24 protein-coding genes and 1 riboswitch are annotated in these 20,253 nt (G+C 67.7%); of the genes, 8 read left to right on the top strand and 16 right to left on the bottom strand.

Annotated elements, in window-relative coordinates:
- Positions 1-116: 116 nt before the first annotated feature.
- Positions 117-419 (bottom strand): DUF8638 family protein, encoded by a 303-nt coding sequence (locus CJZ86_RS00940; RefSeq protein ID WP_094584086.1) that lies wholly within the window; start codon positions 417-419, stop codon positions 117-119.
- 206 nt (positions 420-625) lie between these two features.
- Here CJZ86_RS00940 and CJZ86_RS00935 point away from each other — a divergent pair, with 206 nt between their 5' ends.
- A complete protein-coding gene (locus CJZ86_RS00935) occupies positions 626-1,066 on the top strand; it encodes a DCC1-like thiol-disulfide oxidoreductase family protein (protein WP_094584085.1) in 441 nt (146 codons plus the stop codon).
- A gap of 26 nt (positions 1,067-1,092) precedes the next feature.
- Here the strand turns inward: CJZ86_RS00935 and CJZ86_RS00930 are convergent, their stop codons facing one another.
- The 3 genes from CJZ86_RS00930 to CJZ86_RS00920 all read right to left on the bottom strand — a co-directional run bounded on the left by CJZ86_RS00930 (position 1,093) and on the right by CJZ86_RS00920 (position 3,091).
- Entirely contained in the window at positions 1,093-1,770 is a 678-nt protein-coding gene (locus CJZ86_RS00930) for a M23 family metallopeptidase (RefSeq protein ID WP_094584084.1), read from the bottom strand.
- 100 nt (positions 1,771-1,870) lie between these two features.
- The gene (locus CJZ86_RS00925) at positions 1,871-2,578 is read right to left on the bottom strand and encodes a hypothetical protein (RefSeq protein ID WP_094584083.1); all 708 of its coding nucleotides are present in this window, start codon (positions 2,576-2,578) and stop codon (positions 1,871-1,873) included.
- A gap of 18 nt (positions 2,579-2,596) precedes the next feature.
- On the bottom strand, positions 2,597-3,091 hold the full coding sequence (locus CJZ86_RS00920; RefSeq protein ID WP_198960042.1) for an RDD family protein: 495 nt from the start codon (positions 3,089-3,091) through the stop codon (positions 2,597-2,599).
- A 44-nt stretch (positions 3,092-3,135) separates the two neighbouring features.
- On the opposite strand from CJZ86_RS00920, the gene CJZ86_RS00915 reads away from it, so the two are divergent.
- Positions 3,136-3,372, top strand: a complete 237-nt coding sequence (locus CJZ86_RS00915; protein ID WP_094584081.1) for a hypothetical protein — start codon at positions 3,136-3,138, stop codon at positions 3,370-3,372.
- A 61-nt stretch (positions 3,373-3,433) separates the two neighbouring features.
- On the top strand, positions 3,434-3,838 hold the full coding sequence (locus CJZ86_RS00910) for a hypothetical protein (RefSeq protein ID WP_094584080.1): 405 nt from the start codon (positions 3,434-3,436) through the stop codon (positions 3,836-3,838).
- A gap of 39 nt (positions 3,839-3,877) precedes the next feature.
- Here CJZ86_RS00910 and CJZ86_RS00905 read toward each other — a convergent pair whose 3' ends face one another.
- The 7 genes from CJZ86_RS00905 to CJZ86_RS00875 form a co-directional block, all read right to left on the bottom strand.
- Positions 3,878-4,504: a methyltransferase family protein gene (locus CJZ86_RS00905; RefSeq protein WP_233133756.1), complete on the bottom strand. Its 627-nt coding sequence runs from the start codon at positions 4,502-4,504 to the stop codon at positions 3,878-3,880.
- 65 nt (positions 4,505-4,569) lie between these two features.
- Positions 4,570-5,538 carry a lytic transglycosylase domain-containing protein gene (locus tag CJZ86_RS00900; protein WP_094584078.1) on the bottom strand — a complete coding sequence of 323 codons (969 nt, stop codon included), beginning with the start codon at positions 5,536-5,538 and terminating at the stop codon, positions 4,570-4,572.
- A 38-nt stretch (positions 5,539-5,576) separates the two neighbouring features.
- Positions 5,577-7,529, bottom strand: a complete 1,953-nt coding sequence (locus CJZ86_RS00895; RefSeq protein WP_094584077.1) for an alpha-amylase family glycosyl hydrolase — start codon at positions 7,527-7,529, stop codon at positions 5,577-5,579.
- 4 nt (positions 7,530-7,533) lie between these two features.
- Positions 7,534-8,457, bottom strand: a complete 924-nt coding sequence (locus CJZ86_RS00890; protein ID WP_094584076.1) for a PfkB family carbohydrate kinase — start codon at positions 8,455-8,457, stop codon at positions 7,534-7,536.
- 3 nt (positions 8,458-8,460) lie between these two features.
- Positions 8,461-9,297, bottom strand: coding sequence for an HAD-IIB family hydrolase (locus CJZ86_RS00885; protein ID WP_198960041.1), 837 nt, complete (start codon positions 9,295-9,297; stop codon positions 8,461-8,463).
- Positions 9,298-9,319: 22 nt separating this feature from the next.
- Entirely contained in the window at positions 9,320-11,461 is a 2,142-nt protein-coding gene (locus CJZ86_RS00880) for an HAD family hydrolase (protein ID WP_094584075.1), read from the bottom strand.
- Between the two features lie 73 nt (positions 11,462-11,534).
- A complete protein-coding gene (locus tag CJZ86_RS00875; protein ID WP_094584204.1) occupies positions 11,535-11,783 on the bottom strand; it encodes a chlorophyll a/b-binding protein in 249 nt (82 codons plus the stop codon).
- A 131-nt stretch (positions 11,784-11,914) separates the two neighbouring features.
- Between CJZ86_RS00875 and CJZ86_RS00870 the strand changes: the two genes are divergently transcribed.
- Complete coding sequence (locus tag CJZ86_RS00870; protein ID WP_094584074.1) at positions 11,915-12,214, top strand: hypothetical protein; 300 nt, start codon at positions 11,915-11,917, stop codon at positions 12,212-12,214.
- Here CJZ86_RS00870 and CJZ86_RS00865 read toward each other — a convergent pair.
- Positions 12,195-13,151 (bottom strand): isopenicillin N synthase family dioxygenase, encoded by a 957-nt coding sequence (locus CJZ86_RS00865; protein WP_094584073.1) that lies wholly within the window; start codon positions 13,149-13,151, stop codon positions 12,195-12,197. The genes CJZ86_RS00870 and CJZ86_RS00865 overlap by 20 nt on opposite strands.
- A gap of 12 nt (positions 13,152-13,163) precedes the next feature.
- A complete protein-coding gene (locus CJZ86_RS00860) occupies positions 13,164-13,970 on the bottom strand; it encodes a prohibitin family protein (protein WP_190612377.1) in 807 nt (268 codons plus the stop codon).
- A 95-nt stretch (positions 13,971-14,065) separates the two neighbouring features.
- On the opposite strand from CJZ86_RS00860, the gene CJZ86_RS00855 reads away from it, so the two are divergent.
- The 3 genes from CJZ86_RS00855 (at position 14,066) to CJZ86_RS00845 (ending at position 18,016) form a co-directional block, all read left to right on the top strand.
- Positions 14,066-15,010 (top strand): AEC family transporter, encoded by a 945-nt coding sequence (locus tag CJZ86_RS00855; protein ID WP_094584071.1) that lies wholly within the window; start codon positions 14,066-14,068, stop codon positions 15,008-15,010.
- Between the two features lie 36 nt (positions 15,011-15,046).
- Positions 15,047-15,628, top strand: a complete 582-nt coding sequence (locus CJZ86_RS00850; protein WP_094584070.1) for a rhomboid family intramembrane serine protease — start codon at positions 15,047-15,049, stop codon at positions 15,626-15,628.
- Positions 15,629-15,712: 84 nt separating this feature from the next.
- A complete protein-coding gene (locus CJZ86_RS00845; protein ID WP_233133755.1) occupies positions 15,713-18,016 on the top strand; it encodes a CPBP family glutamic-type intramembrane protease in 2,304 nt (767 codons plus the stop codon).
- On the opposite strand, the gene ppk2 is transcribed toward CJZ86_RS00845, so the two are convergent.
- From ppk2 to CJZ86_RS17055, 3 genes are all read right to left on the bottom strand, one after another.
- A complete protein-coding gene (gene ppk2 / locus CJZ86_RS00840) occupies positions 18,007-18,858 on the bottom strand; it encodes a polyphosphate kinase 2 (protein WP_353617263.1) in 852 nt (283 codons plus the stop codon). The genes CJZ86_RS00845 and ppk2 overlap by 10 nt on opposite strands.
- A gap of 234 nt (positions 18,859-19,092) precedes the next feature.
- On the bottom strand, positions 19,093-19,299 hold the full coding sequence (locus tag CJZ86_RS00835; RefSeq protein WP_094584067.1) for a hypothetical protein: 207 nt from the start codon (positions 19,297-19,299) through the stop codon (positions 19,093-19,095).
- 71 nt (positions 19,300-19,370) lie between these two features.
- Entirely contained in the window at positions 19,371-19,508 is a 138-nt protein-coding gene (locus CJZ86_RS17055) for a hypothetical protein (protein WP_233133754.1), read from the bottom strand.
- Positions 19,509-19,735: 227 nt separating this feature from the next.
- Here CJZ86_RS17055 and CJZ86_RS00830 point away from each other — a divergent pair, with 227 nt between their 5' ends.
- Positions 19,736-20,014, top strand: a complete 279-nt coding sequence (locus CJZ86_RS00830) for a DUF3136 domain-containing protein (protein ID WP_094584066.1) — start codon at positions 19,736-19,738, stop codon at positions 20,012-20,014.
- Positions 20,015-20,082: 68 nt separating this feature from the next.
- Positions 20,083-20,242: riboswitch (guanidine-I (ykkC/yxkD leader) on the top strand.
- Positions 20,243-20,253 lie beyond the last annotated feature (11 nt).

Genomic DNA, 20,253 nt, shown 5'->3' with positions numbered 1-20,253 from the left:
GTGCCCTCCGACCTGGCTGAGACCTGACCATGGCATCAACACACGGTCCCTACGGCATGTCGGTTGCCGATGCGACGAAGAATCGGCAATGAGTGTTTCTACCGCTTAAGGGCGACTCAACTGCGCCTGAGCCAATTCGGAGCTCCGCTGAACCAGTCGCCCAGATCGTCCCGGCCGGGATCGAATCCGCCGCTGTCACAAGGGTCGCCCAGATCCAGCGAGCCCGTGAAGCGATCGAGTTCCGATTCGGGCTCACCCCGTTGCTGGGTTCGCTGGGCCCGCCGCAACCAGCTCCAGACACTGGCATCGCGATCAGCGAACTTCTGAACATAGATGCGCTCATGGAGGCTGACCGGGCGGGAATCGGCAATCCTGCCGATGATCTCCTGGAGCCTCAGACGGGTGGTTGGTGTGAGCATCTTTCCAGTCATCCATTGGCAGAGGATCTAACCGTTCTGAGGAATCGAACGGTGCCGAGGATCACAGAATCCAGCCACCTGTCAGGACTTGGTGAAATCGATCCTTCGACGCCCCTGCGCCGCTCTTCTGCCGCCGGCGCCAGAATCGAATCTTCCGATCACGCTGCCGAGGTCTCGGCCGCCCACCCTTGATCCCCCCTGCCGCGATGGGCGCCCCCCCATCCCCACCGCCCGATCCGGCTCCGCAGACCCTGGGGCTCGTCGCCCCGCAGACCCTGCGCCTCGTCTACGACGGGGGCTGTCCGTTCTGCCGTCACTTCGCCCTCAGCAGCGAACTGCGCGGCGGGATCCCCCATCTGCAGATCGTCGATGGGCGGGCCGATGCGGCCCTGCGCCATGACCTGCGGGAGCGGGGCCTGCCGCTGGCCCAGGGGGCGGTCCTGCTCCAGGGGGAGAGGGCCTGGCACGGGGCGGAGGCCGTGCGGCAGCTCTGCGCCCTGATGCGGCCCAGTGATCCCCTGCTGCAACTGCTGATTCCGCTGTTCGACGGACCGTCCCGCAGCCGCCGCCTGTATCCCCTGCTGCTGGCAGCGCGGCGCCTGGCCCTGGCCCTGAAGCGCCTGCCGCTGGATCCCGACCACGCCTGAATGGCGAGGCCCGCCGACACCCTGGCTCAGGGCAGCGGCGGCAAGGGCGCCCGGCCCGCCACGGAGGGGCCGGTGCCGATCGTCTGCAGCAGCGGCGAGGGGTCCACAGCCACCAGCCGTCCCTGGCGCATCTGGCGCCACTCAAAGTGCAGATGGGCCGTGGTGGCCGAGCCACTGCTGCCCACCCGGCCGATGGGCTGCCCCGCCACCAGGCTCTCCCCGGGCAGAACCGCCACATCCAGCAGGTGGGCGTAAAGGCTCTGCCAGCCGAGGCCGTGGTCGATCACCACGAGCAGGCCGTAGCCACCCACCTCATCCACCAGCCGCACGGTGCCCGGCAGCACGGCGAACACCGGCGTGCCCTCCGGGGCGATCAGATCGAGGCCGGTGTGCATGCGCCAGGCGTTGCGCGAGTCGGCCAGCCGCCAGCCGAACGGGGCCTGCTCGCTGGGCTGCAGGCCGAGGGGATAGCCCAGGGCCCCGGCCTGGGGCACCGGGAACGCCCCCACCGGTGCCGGCTTGTAGCGGGACCGCAGTGGATCCGGCAGACGGTCGTTCTGCCCCAGGTCCCCCACCGGCACCTCCAGGGGAATCTCCAAGGGCCGGGGCGGCGGCTCCCCCATCGCCAGCAGGGGCAGGGGCGCCAGGGACACCAGCCAGGGCAGGGCCAGCGCCGTCAGAAACCGTGGGAAGCGGGAGTCCATCCGCCTGCTGCAAGGGACCGTGAAGGCCTTGGTAACGCCCCTGGCCGCCGCTGCCAAGACGGGGATGTCGGGACGCGGATGCCCGTCGAGCCCGGCACGGTCAGGGAGCGCTGGCGGGCTCCGGGCTCTGGGGCAGCACCACCATGGCGCTGGCGATGGCGGTGTCCATCACGATCCGCAGCGCCAGGCAGGGATCGATCACCTCCCGGCCCATGGTGATCGCCTTCTGGGCCACCAGGCCGTACAGGATCGGCCACTCCACCGCTTCGGGGCAGAACCGCCGGGCCAGCGGCAGCAGGGCCGGCCAGAGGCTCGGCAGAGACTGCAGGGATTCGGGTGACGGCTGGTGGGCGTCGGGCACCTGGGGCACGCCGAAGTCCCCCTGGCCGAGGTGCTCCATCCCGTGGCGCCACAGTGCCGTCGGGTCCGGCAGGGCCGTGCAGCCCGCCTGCTGGGCGGCACCGGCGGCCAGGCCCCAGGTGGAATAGGGATCGTTGAACAGGGCCTGGACCAGCCCCTCGCCCACCAGGCAGGAGCCCCCGTCCCCGGTGCCGACAACGTGCAGTCCCGAAAGCTCCGCCAGGCCGGCCGCCCTGGACCGGGCCCGCACACCGGCCTGACAGGCCTGGCCCGCCAGGGCACCGCAGACCGCCAGCAGCGATTCGACGTGCACGCCCCGGTCGGACGCCATGGCCTTCAGGAGCCGGCGGCTGATCTCTTCGGCACCGATCCGGGCCCCCACCAGGGGGTCCTGGGCGCGGCGGGCGGCGATGGCCTCATCGAGGGGATCGGGGGAGGGAGCTGTCATGGCCGCAGGGGACGGATGTCAGGGAGGTCCAGCACCAGCGTTCCCGGCCCCGGTCGCGCGACGGGGCACACGGATCACCACCGTGCCGGCGAGCTTGTCGTGCCAGCCCTGGCGACGGGGATCCCAGGCGATCCAGAGGAAGCCGAGAAGCAGGGGCAGGGTCGAGAGGATGTAGCCCCCATAGCGCAGGCACCACTGACGCAGGCCGGGCTCGCCGCCGGTTCCGGCATCGACGATTCTCAGGCGCAGCATCAACTTGCCGGGCGTGCCCTGCTTCCAGCGCCAGAACAGGATCACCACCAGGGCCGACACCACCGTGCTGAGAACCAGCACCGCCGTCTCGTCCGGCACGATGAAAACCAGGAGCGGCAGGGGGGCGGTGATGATCAGCATCAGCACCGAATCGATCAGCGAGGCCGCCGTACGGACCCGGAATCCCGCGTAGGCGATGGCCGGGGCGGGGGAGGTTTCGCTGCGCTCCATCGGGCCATCTTCTCCTCCCGAGAGCGACATGGGGCGGAGCGGTGTTAGGACTGTGGAGATTCTGTCCTTGGCCAATGAGAGCCCTTACCTTCCTCTTCGCCCTGATGGTGGGTCTGGCCATGGCGTTTCTCGCTCCGGCGATGGCCGGCGGCCACGACCAGGCCCCCGCAGCGATGGTGGCTCCCGAGATGGCCGATGCGGCGGCCACGGATCTTCTGGCCACCGATCTCCTCGCCGCCGATCTGCTCTCCAGCGACCTGCTCGCCGAACTGAGCATCGATCCGGCCCCCGGCCTCGACGTCGCGGCCTGAGTCGCGACCACCCTCTCAACCCAACCTCATCAACGCAACGGTCGGGCTGGCATCTGAACCCATGGCTCGCACCCTGCTTGACCCCCGTCTGACCCTGGTCTCCCTGCGGCCGGAGCAGCCCGACAGCGCTCCCTCGGACCGATCCGAGGAGCCGCTCGGCAAGGGCTTTGCAGCCTCACGCCCCCGCGGCCAGGGCAAGGCCTCCGGCACCAAGGGGCGCCGCAAGAAGGGCACGGGCCTCTCCGCCGCCGACCACGGCCCCCTGGGCCGAAGCCCCAGCCTGGAGGCCATCGAGGCCAGGGCCCGTCTCGGGCTGGCGCTGGCGGGCCGGCTGCGGGAAGCCGATGTGACCGTGGCCTGGAAGAGGGCCGCCGCCGAGCATCACCCCGACCGCGGCGGCCGCCACGCCACGATGCAGGCGGTCAATGGCGCCCGGGATGTGCTGCTCGGCAGGGGTCTCGGCTGAGGCCAGGCTTCCGAGCCCTGCTCCGCTTGCCCTGCAGCGCTAGACGAGCCCGGGCAGCAGCCACCAGCTGCTCTGGCGATAGGCCTCGAAAGCGGGATAGCGCTCGGCCATGGAGGCTTCCTTGCGGATCATGCGAGGGAGGTACAGCGCCAGCACCGAGGCGGGCAGCAGCCAGGCCCACGGCGAACCGGCGATCACCGCGAAGCTGCTGTAGCGGAGCAGGTCGCCCAGGTAGTTGACATGGCGGACGCGGCGCCAGGCCCCATCCGCCACCAGGGTGGCCCCCAGGTCCTTGGCGGTGCCCTTCTGCACATCGGCCGCCGTGTTCAGCAGCGATCCGAAGATGTAGAGGCTGAGCCCCAGGGCGATCGTCAGCGGGCCGATGGGCACCGGATTGGCCATGGCCAGCCAGCCGGGCACGGCGTAGAACACCCCGACGTAGAGCACCACCGCAGCGGCCTGCAGCGGCGAAACCAGCTCGGTGAAGAGCTGGGTGGTGCGCCAGGGGAACAGCACCTCCTCCAGCAACCACCAGAGGCAGTAGCTGATGTGGAGGGCGAGGTAGATCGCGACCCGCCCGGAGTCCAGGCCCAGCACCAGGGCCGGCACCAGCAGCCCCACGATCGTGGTCACCTTGGCGATGTTGATCGCTTGCAGCTGGGTCATGGGCCGCTGAGTCATGGGAAAGCCGGGTCATCGGAGCCCAGCGGGAACCCATGCTGGCAGGCCCCTCAGGGTCCTGGAGGGGCCGAGGCTGGGAAGCGCTTCAGGTAGGTGGCGACCGGAAGGGGGCGGGGCTGGTTGTAGCCCACCGGCAGCCAGAGGTCGCCGGCGGAGGAGGCGTAATGGATCTCCCAGTGGTAGAGACCCGTGAAGGCCTGGGGATCCATGCGCAGCAGCTCCGCGTAGAGCAGCACGGCCCGGACGTAATGCCGGCTGTTGTTGTAGCCCCAGAGCCCCCGGCGGATGTCCCGCAGGCCACCGCGGCGCACCAGGTAGCGGGCCGCGGCGTGGATCGCGTCTTCGGGATCGCGGATGTCGCCCTTGCCGACGCCCGGCTGGGCCCAGGTGGTGGGGAGAAACTGCATGGGGCCCCGGGCGTCAGCGACGGAGACGCCATCGATGCGGCCCATGCCCGTTTCAACCAGGTTGATGGCGGCCAGGACCTCCCAGGGGATGCCGGTGGCGGCGGACGCCTCCCGGTAGTAGCGCAGCAGGTCGGCGGCGGGCTCCGGCGGAATGATGCGCCAGGCGGGAACGACGGCCGGGCGCCGCCCCCCCCGATGCATGGCCAGAAACTCCCGGCGTGCCGCCACGTGGCGATCCATCACCCCCTGCCAGCGGACCGGCAGGAAGGCCCGCACCCGGGTGGCCAGGGCCGGATCGGTGGCGAGCCTGCGATAGATGACCTGCTGGCGGTGTCCCAGCTCGCCCAGGAGTTCGGCCGGGGTGTCGGCGGAGCGGAGGGCCAGCTCGGCGACGGCCAGCTGGGAGGCGATGGCGGCTGGGTCCGCCGGCAGCCGGGGATAGGCGCGCGGGGCCGGCTGCGGCGGCGATGGCTCCGGCGTCGCGGGTGTTGTCGCGGCTGGAGTGGACGCTGCGGGGGTGCTGCCGCTGGGGGGCGGCTGCACCGACACGGTGACGGCCACCGCCGCAGAAGCCAGCAGCAGGGCCAGCAGAACGGGGGTGACGACGCGCATGGGCAGGGGAAGCGTCGGGCGGGGGGAGAATCGGGCGCTCAGGTCTTGGTCAGCCAGTAGAACTGGTAAGCCTGCAGCACGATGCGACTGCCGGACTGGGACGGCCGGCGGCCCGAGTGAAGATCGACCAGTCCATCGTGGCTGCTGAAGACCGGCGGCACCAGGCTTTCGAGATCGAAGAACCGGGGCTGGTCGTTGAAGTTGGCCACCACCAGCACCAGCTCCGATGGCCGCAGGTGGTTGGTCCGCACAAAGGCCAGCAGATGGTCGTTCTCCAGGGGCAGGATCTGGCGGTTGTTGAAATCGGCAAAGGCTGAGATTTCCTTGCGGATGGCGATCATCTTCTTCATCGCCGAAAAGATTGTATGCTCCACGGTCCCCTGCTTCCATCGGAGCTCGGCCCTGGTCCAGTCGATCTTTGGGCGATGCACCCAGCGGGTGTCATTGCACTTGCTGGGGTCGGCGTAGAAGCTGTAATCGTTCAGCACACCAAGGGCATCGCCGTTGTAGATGAGCGGGATACCCCCGAACGACAGGATGACCCCATGCATCAGCAGGATGCGGCTGATGGCGGTGGCGATCAGCTGCTGATCCTTCGATTCGAGGGCCGACTCCAGACCGACGAGGGAGGCCAGGGAACCGCAGATTCGCGCATCACCCGTGGTGTCGTTGGGCATGAAGATGAGCCCGCGGGGAATCGCATCGAAATCCCCCTTGAAATACTCAATCAGAAAGCGCCGGTGGGCGCGGGGGTCGTAGCCCACCTGTTCGATGTCAGTGTCATCGAAACCGAAGCCGATGTCGTCATGGCAGCGGACGTAGTTCAGCCAGGTGGCCCGCTCCAGCTTGTTGGGCAGGCTCTTGAGGCCCTGGCAGAGGAGTCGGGTGTTGCGGGTGGCCACACCGTCCCAGAGCAAGGCCATGAGGGTGGCGTTGTAGGCAATCTCACATTCCTTGGCCACGATGGCGTCTTCACCGAAGTATTTGGTGATTTCGGTGGGGGCCACGATGGCCTCGGCGATGAACAGGACACCCGGCGCGGTCACCTGGCAGCAGTCCTTCATCAACTGCAGGATGAGGTGGGCCTTGCGTTCGTTCTGGCAGCTGGTGCCAAGCTTCTTCCAGAGAAAGGCAACGGCATCGAGCCGAAGAACATCCACACCCTGGTTGGCCCAGAACAGCAGCACATCGAGCATTTCGATGAACACCGCCGGGTTGGAGTAGTTGAGGTCCCACTGGTATTCGTGGAAGACCGTCATCACCCACTTCTGCATCTCCCCATTCCAGGTGAAGTTGCCCGGATCGCTCTCGGGGAACACCTCGGGCATGCTCTGCTCGAAGACATCAGGAATATCCCGGTTGTCAAAGACGTGGTAATAATCCTGATAATGTTGTTCACCGTCCATGGCACGCTGGGCCCATTCGTGCTCATCCGATGTGTGGTTCAGCACGATATCCAGCACGAGCAGAATCTCACGATTTCTGAACTCGTCGGCAATCCTGCGCAGGTCATCAAGCGTGCCGACCCTGGCATCGATGCGGCGGAAGTCACTGATCGCATAGCCACCGTCGCTCTTTCCGGCTGGGCACATCAGGATCGGAAGGATGTGCACCATGTTGATCCCCAGCTCCTGGAAGTAGCTGATCTTATTGACCAAATCAGGGAGGCTCTCGGCGAAGCCGTTGGAGTAAACGGCCATCCCCACCCACTTCTGGGAGAGAAACCAGTTATGGTCATCCTCCCTCAGGATATCGAGCGCTTCAAGATCTGGCGAACGGTCGATGTAGCCACGGGCCATGGTTTCGACCAGGCGCAGAAGCTGGAACTTGAAGTCGTCACGATGGCCATAGAGGGTGACGAACAACGAATGGATGGCGTAGAAGTTGGCGCCCAGCCTTGTGTAGAAGTGACGCAAGTCCTGGCGTCGGATCTCTGGACGCAGATCATCCAGGATGGAATTCAGCAGGGAGTGGGAAATCTGTTCGTACATCGGATCAGCCAACCCCCCATGACGCCAGAAACTGCGTGTAGACCGACGGGTCATCGATGGTGGCACCCCGCTGTGACACCAGGGCCGCGGCGAAATCGCCGGCACGGGCGACGGTCTCGGCCCATGGCCAACCCTGGCTGAGCCCCAGCAGCAGGACGGCGGCGAACCCATCCCCCGCACCCACCGTGTCGACGACGGGGCCAGCGGCGGCGGCGGCGACGGAAACGATCGCGCCGCCACGCCAGTGCAGGACACCGAGGGCACCGCGGGTGACCACCAGGGTCTCCAGCCGGTGGCGCTCGGCAAAACGGTGCATGGAGGCGGCCAGGGCGTCCCGATCGTCCTCGGGGGGCGCGTCGTCCTCGGGCGGCGCGTCGTTGCTCAGCAGGGCCAGCTCCGCCGCATTGAGCTTGACGTGATCGGCATCGTCCACCAGGGGCAGAACCGTCTCGATCGACCACCAGGGACGGCGCAGGTTCACATCCAGGACGATCGGACCTTGGTGCAGTGACTTCAGGGACGCCAGGGCAGCCGCCGAGGGGGGATGGCGAAGGGCCAGGGTGCCGTGATACAGGAGGCCCGTGCCCGAAACTAAGGATGGTTCGGGCGGATCGATGAAGTCGTAGGCGCTGCCCGACACGATCGCGTAGCAGGGCTCGCCATCGACGAGGGTGACGCTCACCCGGCCGGTGGCATGGATCGGGTCGGTCTGCAGAGCGGAAGCATCCAGGCCCCAGCGCCCCATGGCGGAGCGGATCCGCTCGCCCCTGGCATCCCCGCCGACCCGGCTGACAAGTCGGGGAGAGAGACCAAAACCCCTGAGGTGCCAGGCCACATTGAAGGGCGCACCACCAAGAACTTCGGTGCCATCCGGAAAACAATCAAACAGAACTTCTCCAAAGACGGTGATCGGACATCGCGTCGGCATCGTTCAATCCAGCTCCGGAATGGCTTCGGCATGAAAATGGCCGATCCCTTCCAGGATGCCGGCACTGTAGTTGCCGTTCATGCCCAGAAAGCCACCTCTGGCAAGATACAAAAACTCAGACGTACCTTTTCGGGCCGACTCCCGCACAGCCTGCTCGGCCACATCCGGATGGGCATTGGCAACCAGCACGGCCGGCAGCCCGCTGGTGAGCACGCAGAGATCATTGCCGCTGTCACCGGCATAGAGCGTCTGTTCAGCTGAAAAGCCCTGCTCCCGCATCAGAAACTCGACCGCATGGAGCTTTCCGGCCCGCTGCGGCAGGACATCCAACAGACCGACACGCGACGACTCATCGTTGCTGAAGATGAGCGTGGTCGCGATCGCCAGGGGCTCAAGGCAGGCGTGGATGGCCCTGGTGAGGGCGGGGAGATCGGCCAGCGGTGAAAGGAAGAAACTGAGCTTGTGGGCGTTCTGCCTGTCCTCGGGCTGCAGCACCAGGCCGGGACATCCTCCCAGAAGGGCGCCCAGCTGGCCCGCGGAACAGCCCTGCCAATCTGCGGCGATGTACCGCGACCAGGCGTCCAGAAGGAACCAGCCATCGCCGTCCCTGACGTGGATGGAACTGCCGACGTCGCCGATGATCCAGTCCGGCTGGGGCAGGTCATAGTCCCGAATCGATTGCTCGATCAAGGCCAGATGCCGGCCGCTGACATAGGCCAGCGAGAACCCCGACTGGCGGAGCACCCTGGCGAGCATGGCTCGGGCCCCCTCCGATTCGGGCAGCTCACCATTGGGAAGCAGGGTGCGATCCAGGTCCGTGCAGAGCAGCAGACGTCGCATCAGCGGGAGGTGCGGGGACTGCTCATCGCCCGAAGAAGTCATAGTGGTCGATGGCCTCGAGGATTCCAGCGGCATGGGATCTGGCAGAGAAATAGACCCGTTCGGCGTCACTGAGCTGGGCCAGTTCCTGACGATGGGGGCTGTCGACCACCACGCCAAGGGTCTGGCCACGGAGCATGTCTTCATCATCACGGGATCCACCGTTCACCAGAACATGCTGCAGGGGAATCTTCCACTGGTTGGCGACATAGCGCAGGGCCTGGCCCTTGGAGGCGCGGGCCGGAACGAAGTCAAGAAACTGGCCGAACGAGAGGCTGGTATGGGCAGAGAGCTCATGCTGCCGCAGCAGGGTGAGAATCTCCTCCATGGCAGGCGCCTGCTGGGGATCATAGAAATAGGAGAGCTTGAATCGGCTCTGATGTTCCTTCGCCTGCAGGGTCAGACCGGGCAGTGGATCCATCAGGCGTTTGAGAGCCTGGGGTGTCCAGAGATGATCAATATGGTGGATCCAGGAGATGTCCGTCGTCAACTGGGGTGGGGTATAGATCTCGGTTCCCAGGCTTGTGATCAGCACATCGGGCATAGGGATAGCATGAATCTTCAGGAGCTTGAGCACCGAGTTGAGCCGTCGTCCGGTGGCAATCCCGAACAGAACCCTGCGGTGCTGCTCCCTCATCAGCTTCACGAAGCGGGAGAGGGCCTCCGGATCACCCAGAAGGGTGTTGTCGATGGCGGTGAAGATGGCGCGGGTTCTTGTCTGAACGGCGGGCGGCTTCGCCAGCGGGGCCGGACGGGCCACGACTCGCTTCTGAACGATCAGATCCTCCACCAGTTTCAGATACCGGTTGGCATGGGCTTCCCAGGAATAGAACCTGGCAATCGTCGTCAGGCCGTTGCTGGAAAAGGTTGACCACACAGCATCGTCTTCGAGAATCATCAGCAAGGCGCCGGCAATCGATGCTTCATCAAGAGGATCAATCAGCAGACCATTCCTGCAATTGCCGATGATGTCGACGGGTCCACCGACTTCCGTCGCCACGAGCGGCAGTCCACTGGCCGCCGCCTCGAGCAGGGTGAGCCCGAAGGGTTCAGTGAGGGCCGGGTTGACGAAAACCCCTCGTGAGGAGGCGGCCAGTCGATAGATCTCAGCCACATCACTGGGGGCATGGTGCTTGGGGAGGGCCACCAGGCCATTGAGCTCATGGCAGTCGATGACAAGAAGCAGCTCGGTGAGAACCTGCTGGGCGCCCTCGTTCAGCTCACGGATGTCATTTCGATTCCCGGCAACAATCACAAGATTGGCCAGCTTCTGCAGGCGCTTTGACTTGCCGTAGGCCTCCAGGAGGGTGACGATGTTCTTGCGCTCATCCGGCCTTGAGAGGGCCAGAATCATCGGCTTCTCAGGCTCCCGGAGATACTTGGCAAGGGTGCCGGCAAAGGCGACCGGGCCATCCTCGGGTGTCGGTGGATGGAACTGATTGAGGTCGGTGCCCGGGGGGATGACCGACATCTTCTCAGGGGTGTAGCAGTCGTAGAGTTCGTATTGGTCTTCAATCTCATTGTGGGTGCTGGTGATCACAAGGCTGGCACTGTTCAGCACATCTTCTTCGGCACTGATTCGCTCGGCCATCCGATAACGCTTCTGAATCTCCTCCACGGACAGACCGAGGGCCAGAAGCCGGCGCAGCTTGTCCCTGCCGAGGGAGTGGCCGGTGTGAATCAGCGGCAGACCCGTGAGATGGGACAGGCGAACACCGACATAACCGGCATCGGCGTAATGGCTGTGAAGAATGTCCGGCCGTCGCGGCTGATGATGGAGCCAGCTGAAGAGCTCATCGGTGAAGGCATCGAGATGGCCCCAGAGCTCTTCCTTGGGGATGTAGAGATCCGGTCCTGCAGGAAGCCGAAGGATGCGTGCGTTGGCATCCAGAACCTCGATCGGCTTGCCGTAGTCCTTCGAGACGTCAGCATCCTTGATGCAGCGCGTGACCAGATCCACCTGGGCAACCGCTGGCTGGCGGGCCAGGGCCCTGGTCAGTTCCACCACGTATTTCGTCTGCCCGCCGGTATCGGCGTCACGGCCGAGCTCCAGATTCTCTCCACGGATCAGGCCATGGAGGCTGATCATCAGGATGTAGAGGGGGCTGCCAGCGGCTGCGGCCATCACGATTCCCGTCGGGGATGGCCGGCTGGTGAGGATGGCTTCGGCCAGGGACGATCGCCCTGGTACAGGGGCCTCAGCCCAGCAACCAGCGCAGCATCAGGCCCAGCTGACCGACAATCCCCCTGCCGGTGAGCTCCTCGCCGATCAGAGCCGCCAGGAATCCGATCATCGCCACCCGCCCGTTGAGACGCTCGACCCCCGCCAGGGCGGCCCGGTTCCAGGGGCGGGCGGTGGTGAGGCCTTCCCCGAAGCGCTCGAGGGGCTCGTATTGAAAGGCCTGGCCGCCCGCGGCCGTGTTGCGCTCGTTCGCGCCGGTCTCCAGTGTGCTGCCTTCGCCTCTGCTGCCTTCGTCCACGGATTCCGCCTCTGGGTGGGCCCAGCCTATGGGGCTCCCGCAGACCGGTGGCGCGCCGAAGCGATCCGGTTATAGTACAGGCGTACCAGAGGTCTGCCATGGCGCCCGGCCAGATCGATCCAGCGGTGGCCCCCCTGAGGCGGGCCAACCCCCAGCGCTTCCGGGAGGCGCGAGCCGGGCACCTTGCCGTGGTGGCCATGGCCGGCAGGCCGTGGTTCATCGGCCGGATCTGCGAGCTCAGCGGTCCGACCCCGGCCGATTTCGCCCAGGTGCTCAACATCGACACCGGCGACATCGAGAGAATCCCGGCACCCTGGATCGTTGAACTCATGGGTGACGGCGGCCTTCTGAACGACCGCTATCCTCGCCAGCGAATGCTCAGTTCTCGAGCAGATTGATGCGGTAAAGCACCTCTTCGAGGGCGTCTGCAGCGGATATGGCGCTGTAACGCTGCGGCTGATCCGGGCCGCAGCAGGAGGGCACCGGCGCCAGGACCGTCCATGGTCTGGCATGGCAGAACTGCACGACGCTGAAGCGCTCATCGGTGGCCCCCGGCGGCGCCACCACCCGATGCCAGCCGGTGGGGATGCGGCCGTTGGAGAGACGCTCCAACATCAGCCCCGTGTTGATGATCACCCGGCCCTCCGGCGGAGCCGCCTCCACCCATTCCCCGGCCACGCGCACCTGCAGCCCCGGCCCGGTGGCCCTCGGCAGGGCTGTGATCAGATTGATGTCCCCATGGGCCGCCGCCCAGACATGCCCCTCCCCCGGTGCCTGGGCCATGGGGGGGTAGCGCAGGGCCCGGGTGAGGGTGGGGGCCTCCCGCACCATCTCCTCGAAGAAGCCATCACCGCAGCCCATGCCCACGGCGATCACCCGCAGAAAGCGCCGCTGGAGATCGGCGATCGCCCGGTGGAACTCCCCCAGCACGGCGGTGATGCCGGGAACGGCCGCCTCCGGCAGGACCGGCTCGGGATAGAACGCCGGGAAACGGAGCCGCAGGGGATGGCCGGCGGGCAGCGGGTCGGCCCAGTTCAGCATCTCCTTCCAGTCCGGGTGATCGCTGCCGGCGGCCGTCTCCACCAGCACCTCCGTGTAACCGGTCTGACCGCTGGCGCCGGGCGCCCGGAAGCGCCGCTTGGTGTCGGGCTCGAGGGCGAAGAACCGCTGCAGGAGCCCGTAGGCGGAGTCCAGCAGGTCAACGGGCAGATCGCTGCTGGTGTAGACGAAGCCGTTGGCCAGGCTGCGCCTCACCCCATCGACGACGGCGTCGCGGGCCCTCGCGTCGCCCCGTTCGAAGGCCAGCAGATCGACATCGAGAATTCCCTCGTCCATCGGGCGTCCCGCTCAGCGGCGGCCGTTGACGATCACCGGGCTGCCGCCGCCCCCGGCCGCCCCCGGCAGGGCCGGCACCACCGAGGTCTGCCCATCCCATTTATCCAGAAACAGCTTGTAGAGCACCTGGTCGTCGAGGCTGGAATTGAGGGTCTGGTACCGCTTGGCCTCCTGCTCGGCGATCAGCACCTCCGTCTGGGCCCGCAGCAACTGTTGCTCGGCGATCTGCTTCTGCTCGATCGCGGCGCGGTACTCCTCGGCGATCTGCAGGCCGGTGAGGTCCAGGCCCTGGACGGTCACGTAGTCGAACTTGCGCAGTTCCTCGGCCACCTTCTCCTGCACCAGTTCGGAGATGGAGTTCCACTCGGTGGCGATCGTCACCAGTTCGTACTGGGAGAACACCGACTTGAGGGCCTTCAGCAGGGAGGGCTGGATCACCCGCGGATAGATCTGCTGGTCGTCGGTGGCGATCGTCTCGTAGATGCGACCCGCTTCGGCGGGCTTCATGGCGTACTTCACGGTGGCGGTGGCCTGGATCACCTGCAGGTCCTTGGTGAGGGTGGAGAACTGCTCCGGCCGCACCTGGGTGCGCACATCGAAGAGGGAGGTGTTCTGGGCCAGGGGGATCTTGAAGTTGGCCCCGGGCTGCCGCGGCTCACCGGTGACCTTGCCGAGGGTGGTGACCACGGCCACGCTGCCCGCCGGCACGATGAACACCGTCTGGGTCAGCAGCACCAGGCCGGCGAGCACGGCGGCGAAGACCAGCTGCCAGAGCCCGCCGAAGCCGTTGTCGGCACCGGAGCGCATGGGGGATTGCATCGAAGACCTGGGCATCTGGGGAAGCGACGACCCTAGGCAGCGCCGCAGGCCGGGGACCGCCATGGTGGGTACGCCAGGGGTGCGGTGGAGGGCTGGTGCTGCGGTTCCTGCTCGAACTGATCCCCTGCCTGGGCCTCGGACTGCTGCTGGGGATGCGGTTCCCCGGGCTGCCGGGACGGCTGGCCCCGCCGCTGATCACCTGGGGCATTCCCATCAGCCTGGTGGCCCTGCTGCTGCGGTCGGGCTTCCAGGCCGAGCTGCTCACGGCGGCCCTGATGGCGGCGGCCGCCTCGGGCCTGGGCCTGCTGCTGCTGCGCCTGCCGGCCCTGGGCCGGTGCATCCCTGAGGGCAGCCTGCAACTGGGCTGCGTCGTGGGCAACACCGCCTACTGGGGGCTGCCCGTGGCCCTGGCCCTGCTTCCCCCCGAGGCCATCGGCTTCACGATCGCCTTCGATCTGATGGCCACGCTGATCACCTGGAGCCTCGGTCCGCTGCTGGTGGACCGGCGCGCCACCGGCGTGCGCCGCCAGCTGCGGGTGCTGGCCACCAGCCCGGCCATGCGGGGACTGGCGCTGGCCGTGCTCCTGCACCAGACCCCCTGGAGCGCGGTACTGGCCCAATGGCTGTGGTGGCCGGCCCGGCTGGTGGTCCTGGTGGCCCTGGCCCTGGTGGGGATGCGGCTGGGCCTCATGCTCCGGCGCCGCCCGGCGGGCACGGCCGGCCCCGCCGGCGGTTCGGCCCTGCTGGCGCCCCTGGTGGGCAAGCTGGTGGTGCTCCCGGCGGCCATGCTGCTCCTGGCCGGCCTGCTGGGGCTGCCCTCCCCGTTGCGGGACGCGGTGGTGCTGCAGGCGGCGGCCCCCACCGCCATCTCGGTGCTGCTGCTCACGGAAGCGGCCGCTGCCGGGCGGCAGGAGACCGCCGGAGCCGGGCGGCGGCAGGCGGCCGATGGGGTGGCGTCGCTGGTTCTCTGGAGCACCGCCCTGGCCCTGGTCTCGGTTCCGCTGTGGTGGTGGCTGCTGAGCGGTCCGCTGGGGAGCTAGGACAGGCCGACACGCACTGCCGGTTCGCCTGCGGCCATGGCCGGATCCCTTGCCCAGCGGCTCGACCGCAGCCTGTCCCGTCTGAAGGGCATGGCCGTGCTGCCGGTGCTGATCCTGGCGGTGCCCTGGGTCCAGGAGATCATCGACCAGGTCTTCTTCGGAGGCCGCTGGAACCTGCCGATGGTGCCGGGGGGGCCCTTCCTCGGGGTGCTCACCGCCCCCTTCAGCCATGGAGGCTTCGGCCACCTGATCAGCAACAGCCTCTGGTTCCTGCCCCTGTCCTGGCTGGTGCTGGCCAAGAGCCGGGGCGATTACCTGGCCGTGTGGCTGGGGGTCTACGCCACGGCCATCCCCGTCTGGCTGTTCTGGCACCAGGCCAGCCACGGCCTCTCCGGGGTCATCTACGGACTGCTGGGCTACCTGCTGCTGATCGGCTGGCTGGAGCGCCGCCCCCTCTCGATCCTGCTGTCGCTCACCGCGCTGTTCGCCTACGGGGGGGCGCTGCCCAGCCTGCTGCCGTTCCTGAGTCCCCCGGGGGTGAGCTGGATCGGCCACGCCTCCGGTTTCGCCGGCGGCGTGCTGGCGGCCCTGGCGATCCACCGGGAAAGCGGCGGTTAGGACCCCATGCCGCCACCTGCCAAGCCCGGGCGGCCTCGCCCTGACCGCCGCCGCCGGCTGACCCTTCTGACGGCCGTTCTGGCCATGGTGCTGCTGGTCCTGCCCCTGGCCAGGGGTGCCCTGGGCGCGCCGCCCCCCCCACCGCCCACCAGCTACGACCTGGCCTGGCAGGCCCCCTTCAACCGTCCGGAGCACTATCCGCTGGAACGTCGGCCGGATCCGGCCCTCTACCGACCCCATGGCGACTGGTTCGGGCGCCTGATCCTTCCCGCAGCGGCCGAGATGGCCCGGGGCGGCGGCGACTGGGTGTGGCTGGAGCTGGAGCAGGCCCCGGCGGGCCACGACGCCCTGGTCGGCCAGCGCCTGCGGCTGGGCTGGCGGGACGAGCCAATGCTGCGGGCCCTGGTGGGCAAGGTGAGCACGCCGGTGCGGCTCGGGACCCAGGCCCGGCTGGCGGCGCAGCAGGGCAATGTGGTGCCCACCCGCCTGGATGGGCGCAACGATGTCGGGCCGCTGCAGACGCTGGCGGGGGCCCATCCCCACGACGACATCACCGTGGCGCTCGAGGAGGTGGACGTCGAGCGGCGGGACGGGGACACCGTGCTTCGGATCGCTCGCCCGCCCCTGCAGAGCACGGGCCGCTGGGTGGCTCTGGTGCGATTACTCTCCCGCGACCCTGCCGACCCGGAGCGCTTCCAGGTCCAGCACTACGACCGGGGCCAGGGGGACTTCGTCGGCCCGATCGAGACGGTGCGACTGCCCCGCCAGCCCCCCGACCGCCATGGCCGGCGCTTCTTCGATCCGCAGGGACTGCTGGAGTCCCCCGTCGGCAGCGACGGCTGGTACCTCTACGGCGCCCCGGACAGCGACGGGACCTTCACCGCCCAGGCCCTGGAACCCCGCCACCTCACCCGCCTGGAGAGCGACCGGGTTCTGCGGGGCACCGCCGCCGGCCTCAACGCGATCAGCCGGATCAACTGGAGCGACGACCAGACCCGGCGCGGCCGCTTCAGCCGGGTGAGCATGAATCCCGATGGGGAGCACGCCCCCTGGCAACCCGGCGACCGTTCCCTGTTGATCCACAACTTCGGCGGCATCGGCGGGCCCGATGGCGAGCCGATCAGCGGCTTCACGGTGACGGGCCACTTCGCCTTCGGTGCCGCCCGGATCGTGATCGATCCCTTCACCGGGGAGCCCCGTTTCGACCTGCGCTACCACCAGATCTACGCCAACAATCCCAACGGCATCGTCTCGGGCAGCCAGGACTGGAGCGCCTACACCGGCAACCTGCAGCGGGGCTGGCTCGGGACGCGGCCGATCTCGGACGTGCTGGTGCGCACCGACCCCCTGCTGCTGGAGGAACTGGCGATCCAGGCGGAGGTGCTGATGGCCCGCTACCGCAGCGGCGACGGCGGCGGCGTCTCGCTGGTGTCCCCGGCCATCTCCTGCGTGCAGGATTCCAGCCAGGCCCTCTGGATCGCCATCGACCAGCTGCGGCGCCGCCGCCGCGAGCTCGACGGCACCGATCTGCCCCGGCTCGCCTCCCTGGCCCGCTCCCTCGATGCCCTGCTGACCCCCTTCGGCATGGTCCGCGCCGACTGGCGCCACAACGCCTCGCTGATGGACCGCCCCGGCGATGCACCGGACCGCTTCCGGGCCAGCCCCAGCCTCTGGGATGGACTGCTCAGCTGGCGATCGATGCTGCCCCGCCGCGCCCACGACGAGATGGCCCGGGTGTTCCTGCGCCACGGGGACCCGCTCCATGTGCTGCGCACCAACCAGCTCCCCGGCGCCGACCGGCGCCTGGCCCCCCTGGCGCCGACCCAGCTCCTCGGTCAGCTGCCCGTGGTGGGGCTGGCCCTGCCCCGGCTGATGGATGCCTTCTTCACGCCCCTCGGTGGAGCCGGCCTGGCCCTGGCGGCCCTGCTGCTGGGGGCCTACGCCGCCATCGCCCTGCCGCTGGGGCGCCGCAGCGGCTTCCTGCCGGCGACGGCTTCAGCGGTGCGGCCCTGGCTGCTGCTGCGCCAGGCCCCGGCCCTGCTGCTGACCCCGGCCCTGGTCGAGGAGACCCTGTTCCGGGCCGCCCTGCTGCCCCACGCCTTGGAAGGTCTCGGCATGGCGGACACCTTCGCCTGGGGGGCCCTGAGCGTGGGGCTCTTCGTCGCCTGGCATCCGCTGGCCGGCCGGCTCTGGTACCGCCGGGGCCGCAAGCTCTTCGACGACGGCCGCTTCCTGCTCCTGGCCGCCCTGCTGGGGGTGACGTGCGTGGCTGCCTACCAGCTCACCGGGTCCATCGCGGCCCCGGTGCTGATCCACTGGCTGGTGGTGCTGGTCTGGCTGGAGCTGCTCGGGGGCCGCCGCTGGCTGGTCGAGGGGGCTCAGGGATAGGCGTTGGGCACGAAGAACTGTTCGTTCATCGGGGGACGCTGGTAGTCGGCACCGCTCTTGCGGGGGGGCAGTTCGATCGCCTTGGGTGTCATGTCCTCGTAGGGGACCTTGCTGAGCAGGTGACGGATGCAGTTGAGCCTGGCCCGGCGCTTGTCATTGGCCTCAACGGTGAACCAGGGGGCCTCCGGGATGTTGGTGTGGGCGAACATCTCATCCTTGGCCCGGGAGAACTCCACCCAGCGGTCCCGGGATTCCAGGTCCATCGGGCTGAGCTTCCAGCGGCGGGCCGGATCCTCCAGCCGGGAGCGGAAACGGGCCTCCTGCTCGTCGTCGCTGACGGAGAACCAGTACTTGATCAGGGTGATGCCGCTGCGCACCAGCATGCGCTCGAACTCCGGGCAGGAGAGCATGAATTCATTCACTTGCTCCGGCGTGCAGAAGCCCATCACCTTCTCGACGCCGGCCCGGTTATACCAGCTGCGGTCGAACAGGACGATCTCCCCGGCGGAGGGGAAATTCTCGACATAGCGCTGGAAGTACCACTGGGTCTTCTGCTGGTCGGAGGGGGTGCCGAGGGCCACCACGTTGCAGCCCCTTGGGTTGAGCGGCTCGGTGATGCGCTTGATGGTGCCGCCCTTGCCGGCCGCATCCCGGCCCTCGAACAGCAGGATCATGCGGTACCCCACATGCTTCGCCCAGTACTGCATCTTCACCAGCTCCACCTGGAGCCGGGCCAGTTCCTTCTCGTAGAACTTGCGATCCAGCTTGGGAGGGCGTCCCTCGGAATGGTTGGCGAGGTCGTCGAAGATCGGAGAGGGCCTGTAGAGGTCCGACTCGCTCACGGCGGAAGAGCCGAGGCTTCGGGATTCTTTCGCCTTCGGCGGCTTGATCGTCAGGGTCTTGATCTTGAGACTTCCCTTTTCCTTTTTGTCATGGCCTTTGCCAGGACCTTTACCCGAACCTTTGCCCATACCTTTGCCCGTACAGCCGACAGGGGTGTGCTGTCTACGGAATAGCCGATGGATGGGCTCCCGAGAGCAACAAGGAACACCCGACGGCAAAGCGAGAGATTTTCTTCATGTTGGCGCCGGTGCCGACGCGCCGCCCCCCATGGGGGAGAGGCTCGGAGAGGGCAGGTCGGAGGCGGCCACCCACTGGGCGATCAGCTGTTCCTGCCGCACCAGCCGGTAGCGGTTCCGCTCGCAGGGATGGTGCCGGTACTGATCCCGGAGGCTCTCCAGCCTGGCGACCAGGGAGTGGTAGACGGGGTGGTTCTTGTTCATCACCTCACGGGTGAGGCTTCAACAGGGGGTGGGGACGGGGGGCCATCGGGCCGCCCTGGCCAGGGCGAGACTCAGACGGCGACGCTGAGGCCGGGGGCCCACTGGGCAATCAGCTGCTCCTGGCGGACGACGCGGTAACGGTTGAGTTCGTTGGGCAGGTCGCTGTACTGCTCGTTGAGGGAGCGGAGCTGCTCCAGCAGCGCGTTCATGACGGGATGGTCCTTGTACATGCCGGGCATTCCTCTGCTGACCAAACCTTAACTGAATCGGAAGGGCCGCCACCCCCCTGTGCCGTCCGGGTCAGCGAACCCCCATGGCGTCCCCCTCCGGCCGGGGGACGCCCGGGGCGGGAATGTCCCCGGATGGGGGGCGCGCCCCGGCCGGCCATGGACGACAGTGGATGCATCTCTGCGGGGCCTGCCCCGAAGGATGGCCGATGACCGCCCGATCGCTTCCAGCGTCCCTACCGAAGGTCACGATCCCGAAAGTCACCATCGGTGAACTGGAGGCCAACTATTCGATGTACTGCAAGGCCCTGCGGCTGCTGGTCCGGGAAGGTCGAACCCTCAAGAAGATCCAGCGCACGGTCTGCTGGCACCGGCTCGAGCAGCTGCACCAGTGCCTGCCGAGCCAGTACAAGGACCCGGACTACCTCTTTCTGCTGCTGCGCCGCGAGACCAACCGCAAGGCGGCCGGTCTCCCCTGTCCTTCCTGAGGCGACCGCACCGATCCCGTAGCAACCGTCACAACCGTCCCGCCCGGGGGCCTTCAGGATCCCAAGGCGGAAATTGCTTCTAGGGTTCCGGTCCCCCATTGCTCGCACTGCCATTCCTGGCACTGCCAGCAGGCGGAGGGATGCCTGGTCCGAGAGAAGCGCACCCACCGAATCCGAGAACCCAGTTCTCACCGGTGTGTGGCACGGAGGGACAAAAGCCCGGGAGACCGCCCCATTCC

Source organism: Synechococcus sp. BO 8801 (assembly GCF_002252675.1).
GTDB lineage: Bacteria > Cyanobacteriota > Cyanobacteriia > PCC-6307 > Cyanobiaceae > Cyanobium.
Note: the sequence above shows the minus strand (reverse complement) of the source record. Positions and strands in the feature narration are given on the sequence as shown.

Bases quoted from the DNA above. Each gene is read 5' to 3' on its own strand.
- CJZ86_RS00940 (WP_094584086.1), bottom strand. From the start codon at position 419: ATGCTCACACCAACCACCCGTCTGAGGCTCCAGGAGATCATCGGCAGG.
- CJZ86_RS00935 (WP_094584085.1), top strand. From the start codon at position 626: ATGGGCGCCCCCCCATCCCCACCGCCCGATCCGGCTCCGCAGACCCTG.
- CJZ86_RS00930 (WP_094584084.1), bottom strand. From the start codon at position 1,770: ATGGACTCCCGCTTCCCACGGTTTCTGACGGCGCTGGCCCTGCCCTGG.
- CJZ86_RS00925 (WP_094584083.1), bottom strand. From the start codon at position 2,578: ATGACAGCTCCCTCCCCCGATCCCCTCGATGAGGCCATCGCCGCCCGC.
- CJZ86_RS00920 (WP_198960042.1), bottom strand. From the start codon at position 3,091: ATGTCGCTCTCGGGAGGAGAAGATGGCCCGATGGAGCGCAGCGAAACC.
- CJZ86_RS00915 (WP_094584081.1), top strand. From the start codon at position 3,136: ATGAGAGCCCTTACCTTCCTCTTCGCCCTGATGGTGGGTCTGGCCATG.
- CJZ86_RS00910 (WP_094584080.1), top strand. From the start codon at position 3,434: ATGGCTCGCACCCTGCTTGACCCCCGTCTGACCCTGGTCTCCCTGCGG.
- CJZ86_RS00905 (WP_233133756.1), bottom strand. From the start codon at position 4,504: ATGACCCAGCTGCAAGCGATCAACATCGCCAAGGTGACCACGATCGTG.
- CJZ86_RS00900 (WP_094584078.1), bottom strand. From the start codon at position 5,538: ATGCGCGTCGTCACCCCCGTTCTGCTGGCCCTGCTGCTGGCTTCTGCG.
- CJZ86_RS00895 (WP_094584077.1), bottom strand. From the start codon at position 7,529: ATGTACGAACAGATTTCCCACTCCCTGCTGAATTCCATCCTGGATGAT.
- CJZ86_RS00890 (WP_094584076.1), bottom strand. From the start codon at position 8,457: ATGCCGACGCGATGTCCGATCACCGTCTTTGGAGAAGTTCTGTTTGAT.
- CJZ86_RS00885 (WP_198960041.1), bottom strand. From the start codon at position 9,297: ATGCGACGTCTGCTGCTCTGCACGGACCTGGATCGCACCCTGCTTCCC.
- CJZ86_RS00880 (WP_094584075.1), bottom strand. From the start codon at position 11,461: ATGGCCGCAGCCGCTGGCAGCCCCCTCTACATCCTGATGATCAGCCTC.
- CJZ86_RS00870 (WP_094584074.1), top strand. From the start codon at position 11,915: ATGGCGCCCGGCCAGATCGATCCAGCGGTGGCCCCCCTGAGGCGGGCC.
- CJZ86_RS00865 (WP_094584073.1), bottom strand. From the start codon at position 13,151: ATGGACGAGGGAATTCTCGATGTCGATCTGCTGGCCTTCGAACGGGGC.
- CJZ86_RS00860 (WP_190612377.1), bottom strand. From the start codon at position 13,970: ATGCAATCCCCCATGCGCTCCGGTGCCGACAACGGCTTCGGCGGGCTC.
- CJZ86_RS00850 (WP_094584070.1), top strand. From the start codon at position 15,047: ATGGCCGGATCCCTTGCCCAGCGGCTCGACCGCAGCCTGTCCCGTCTG.
- CJZ86_RS00845 (WP_233133755.1), top strand. From the start codon at position 15,713: ATGGTGCTGCTGGTCCTGCCCCTGGCCAGGGGTGCCCTGGGCGCGCCG.
- CJZ86_RS00835 (WP_094584067.1), bottom strand. From the start codon at position 19,299: ATGAACAAGAACCACCCCGTCTACCACTCCCTGGTCGCCAGGCTGGAG.
- CJZ86_RS17055 (WP_233133754.1), bottom strand. From the start codon at position 19,508: ATGAACGCGCTGCTGGAGCAGCTCCGCTCCCTCAACGAGCAGTACAGC.
- CJZ86_RS00830 (WP_094584066.1), top strand. From the start codon at position 19,736: ATGACCGCCCGATCGCTTCCAGCGTCCCTACCGAAGGTCACGATCCCG.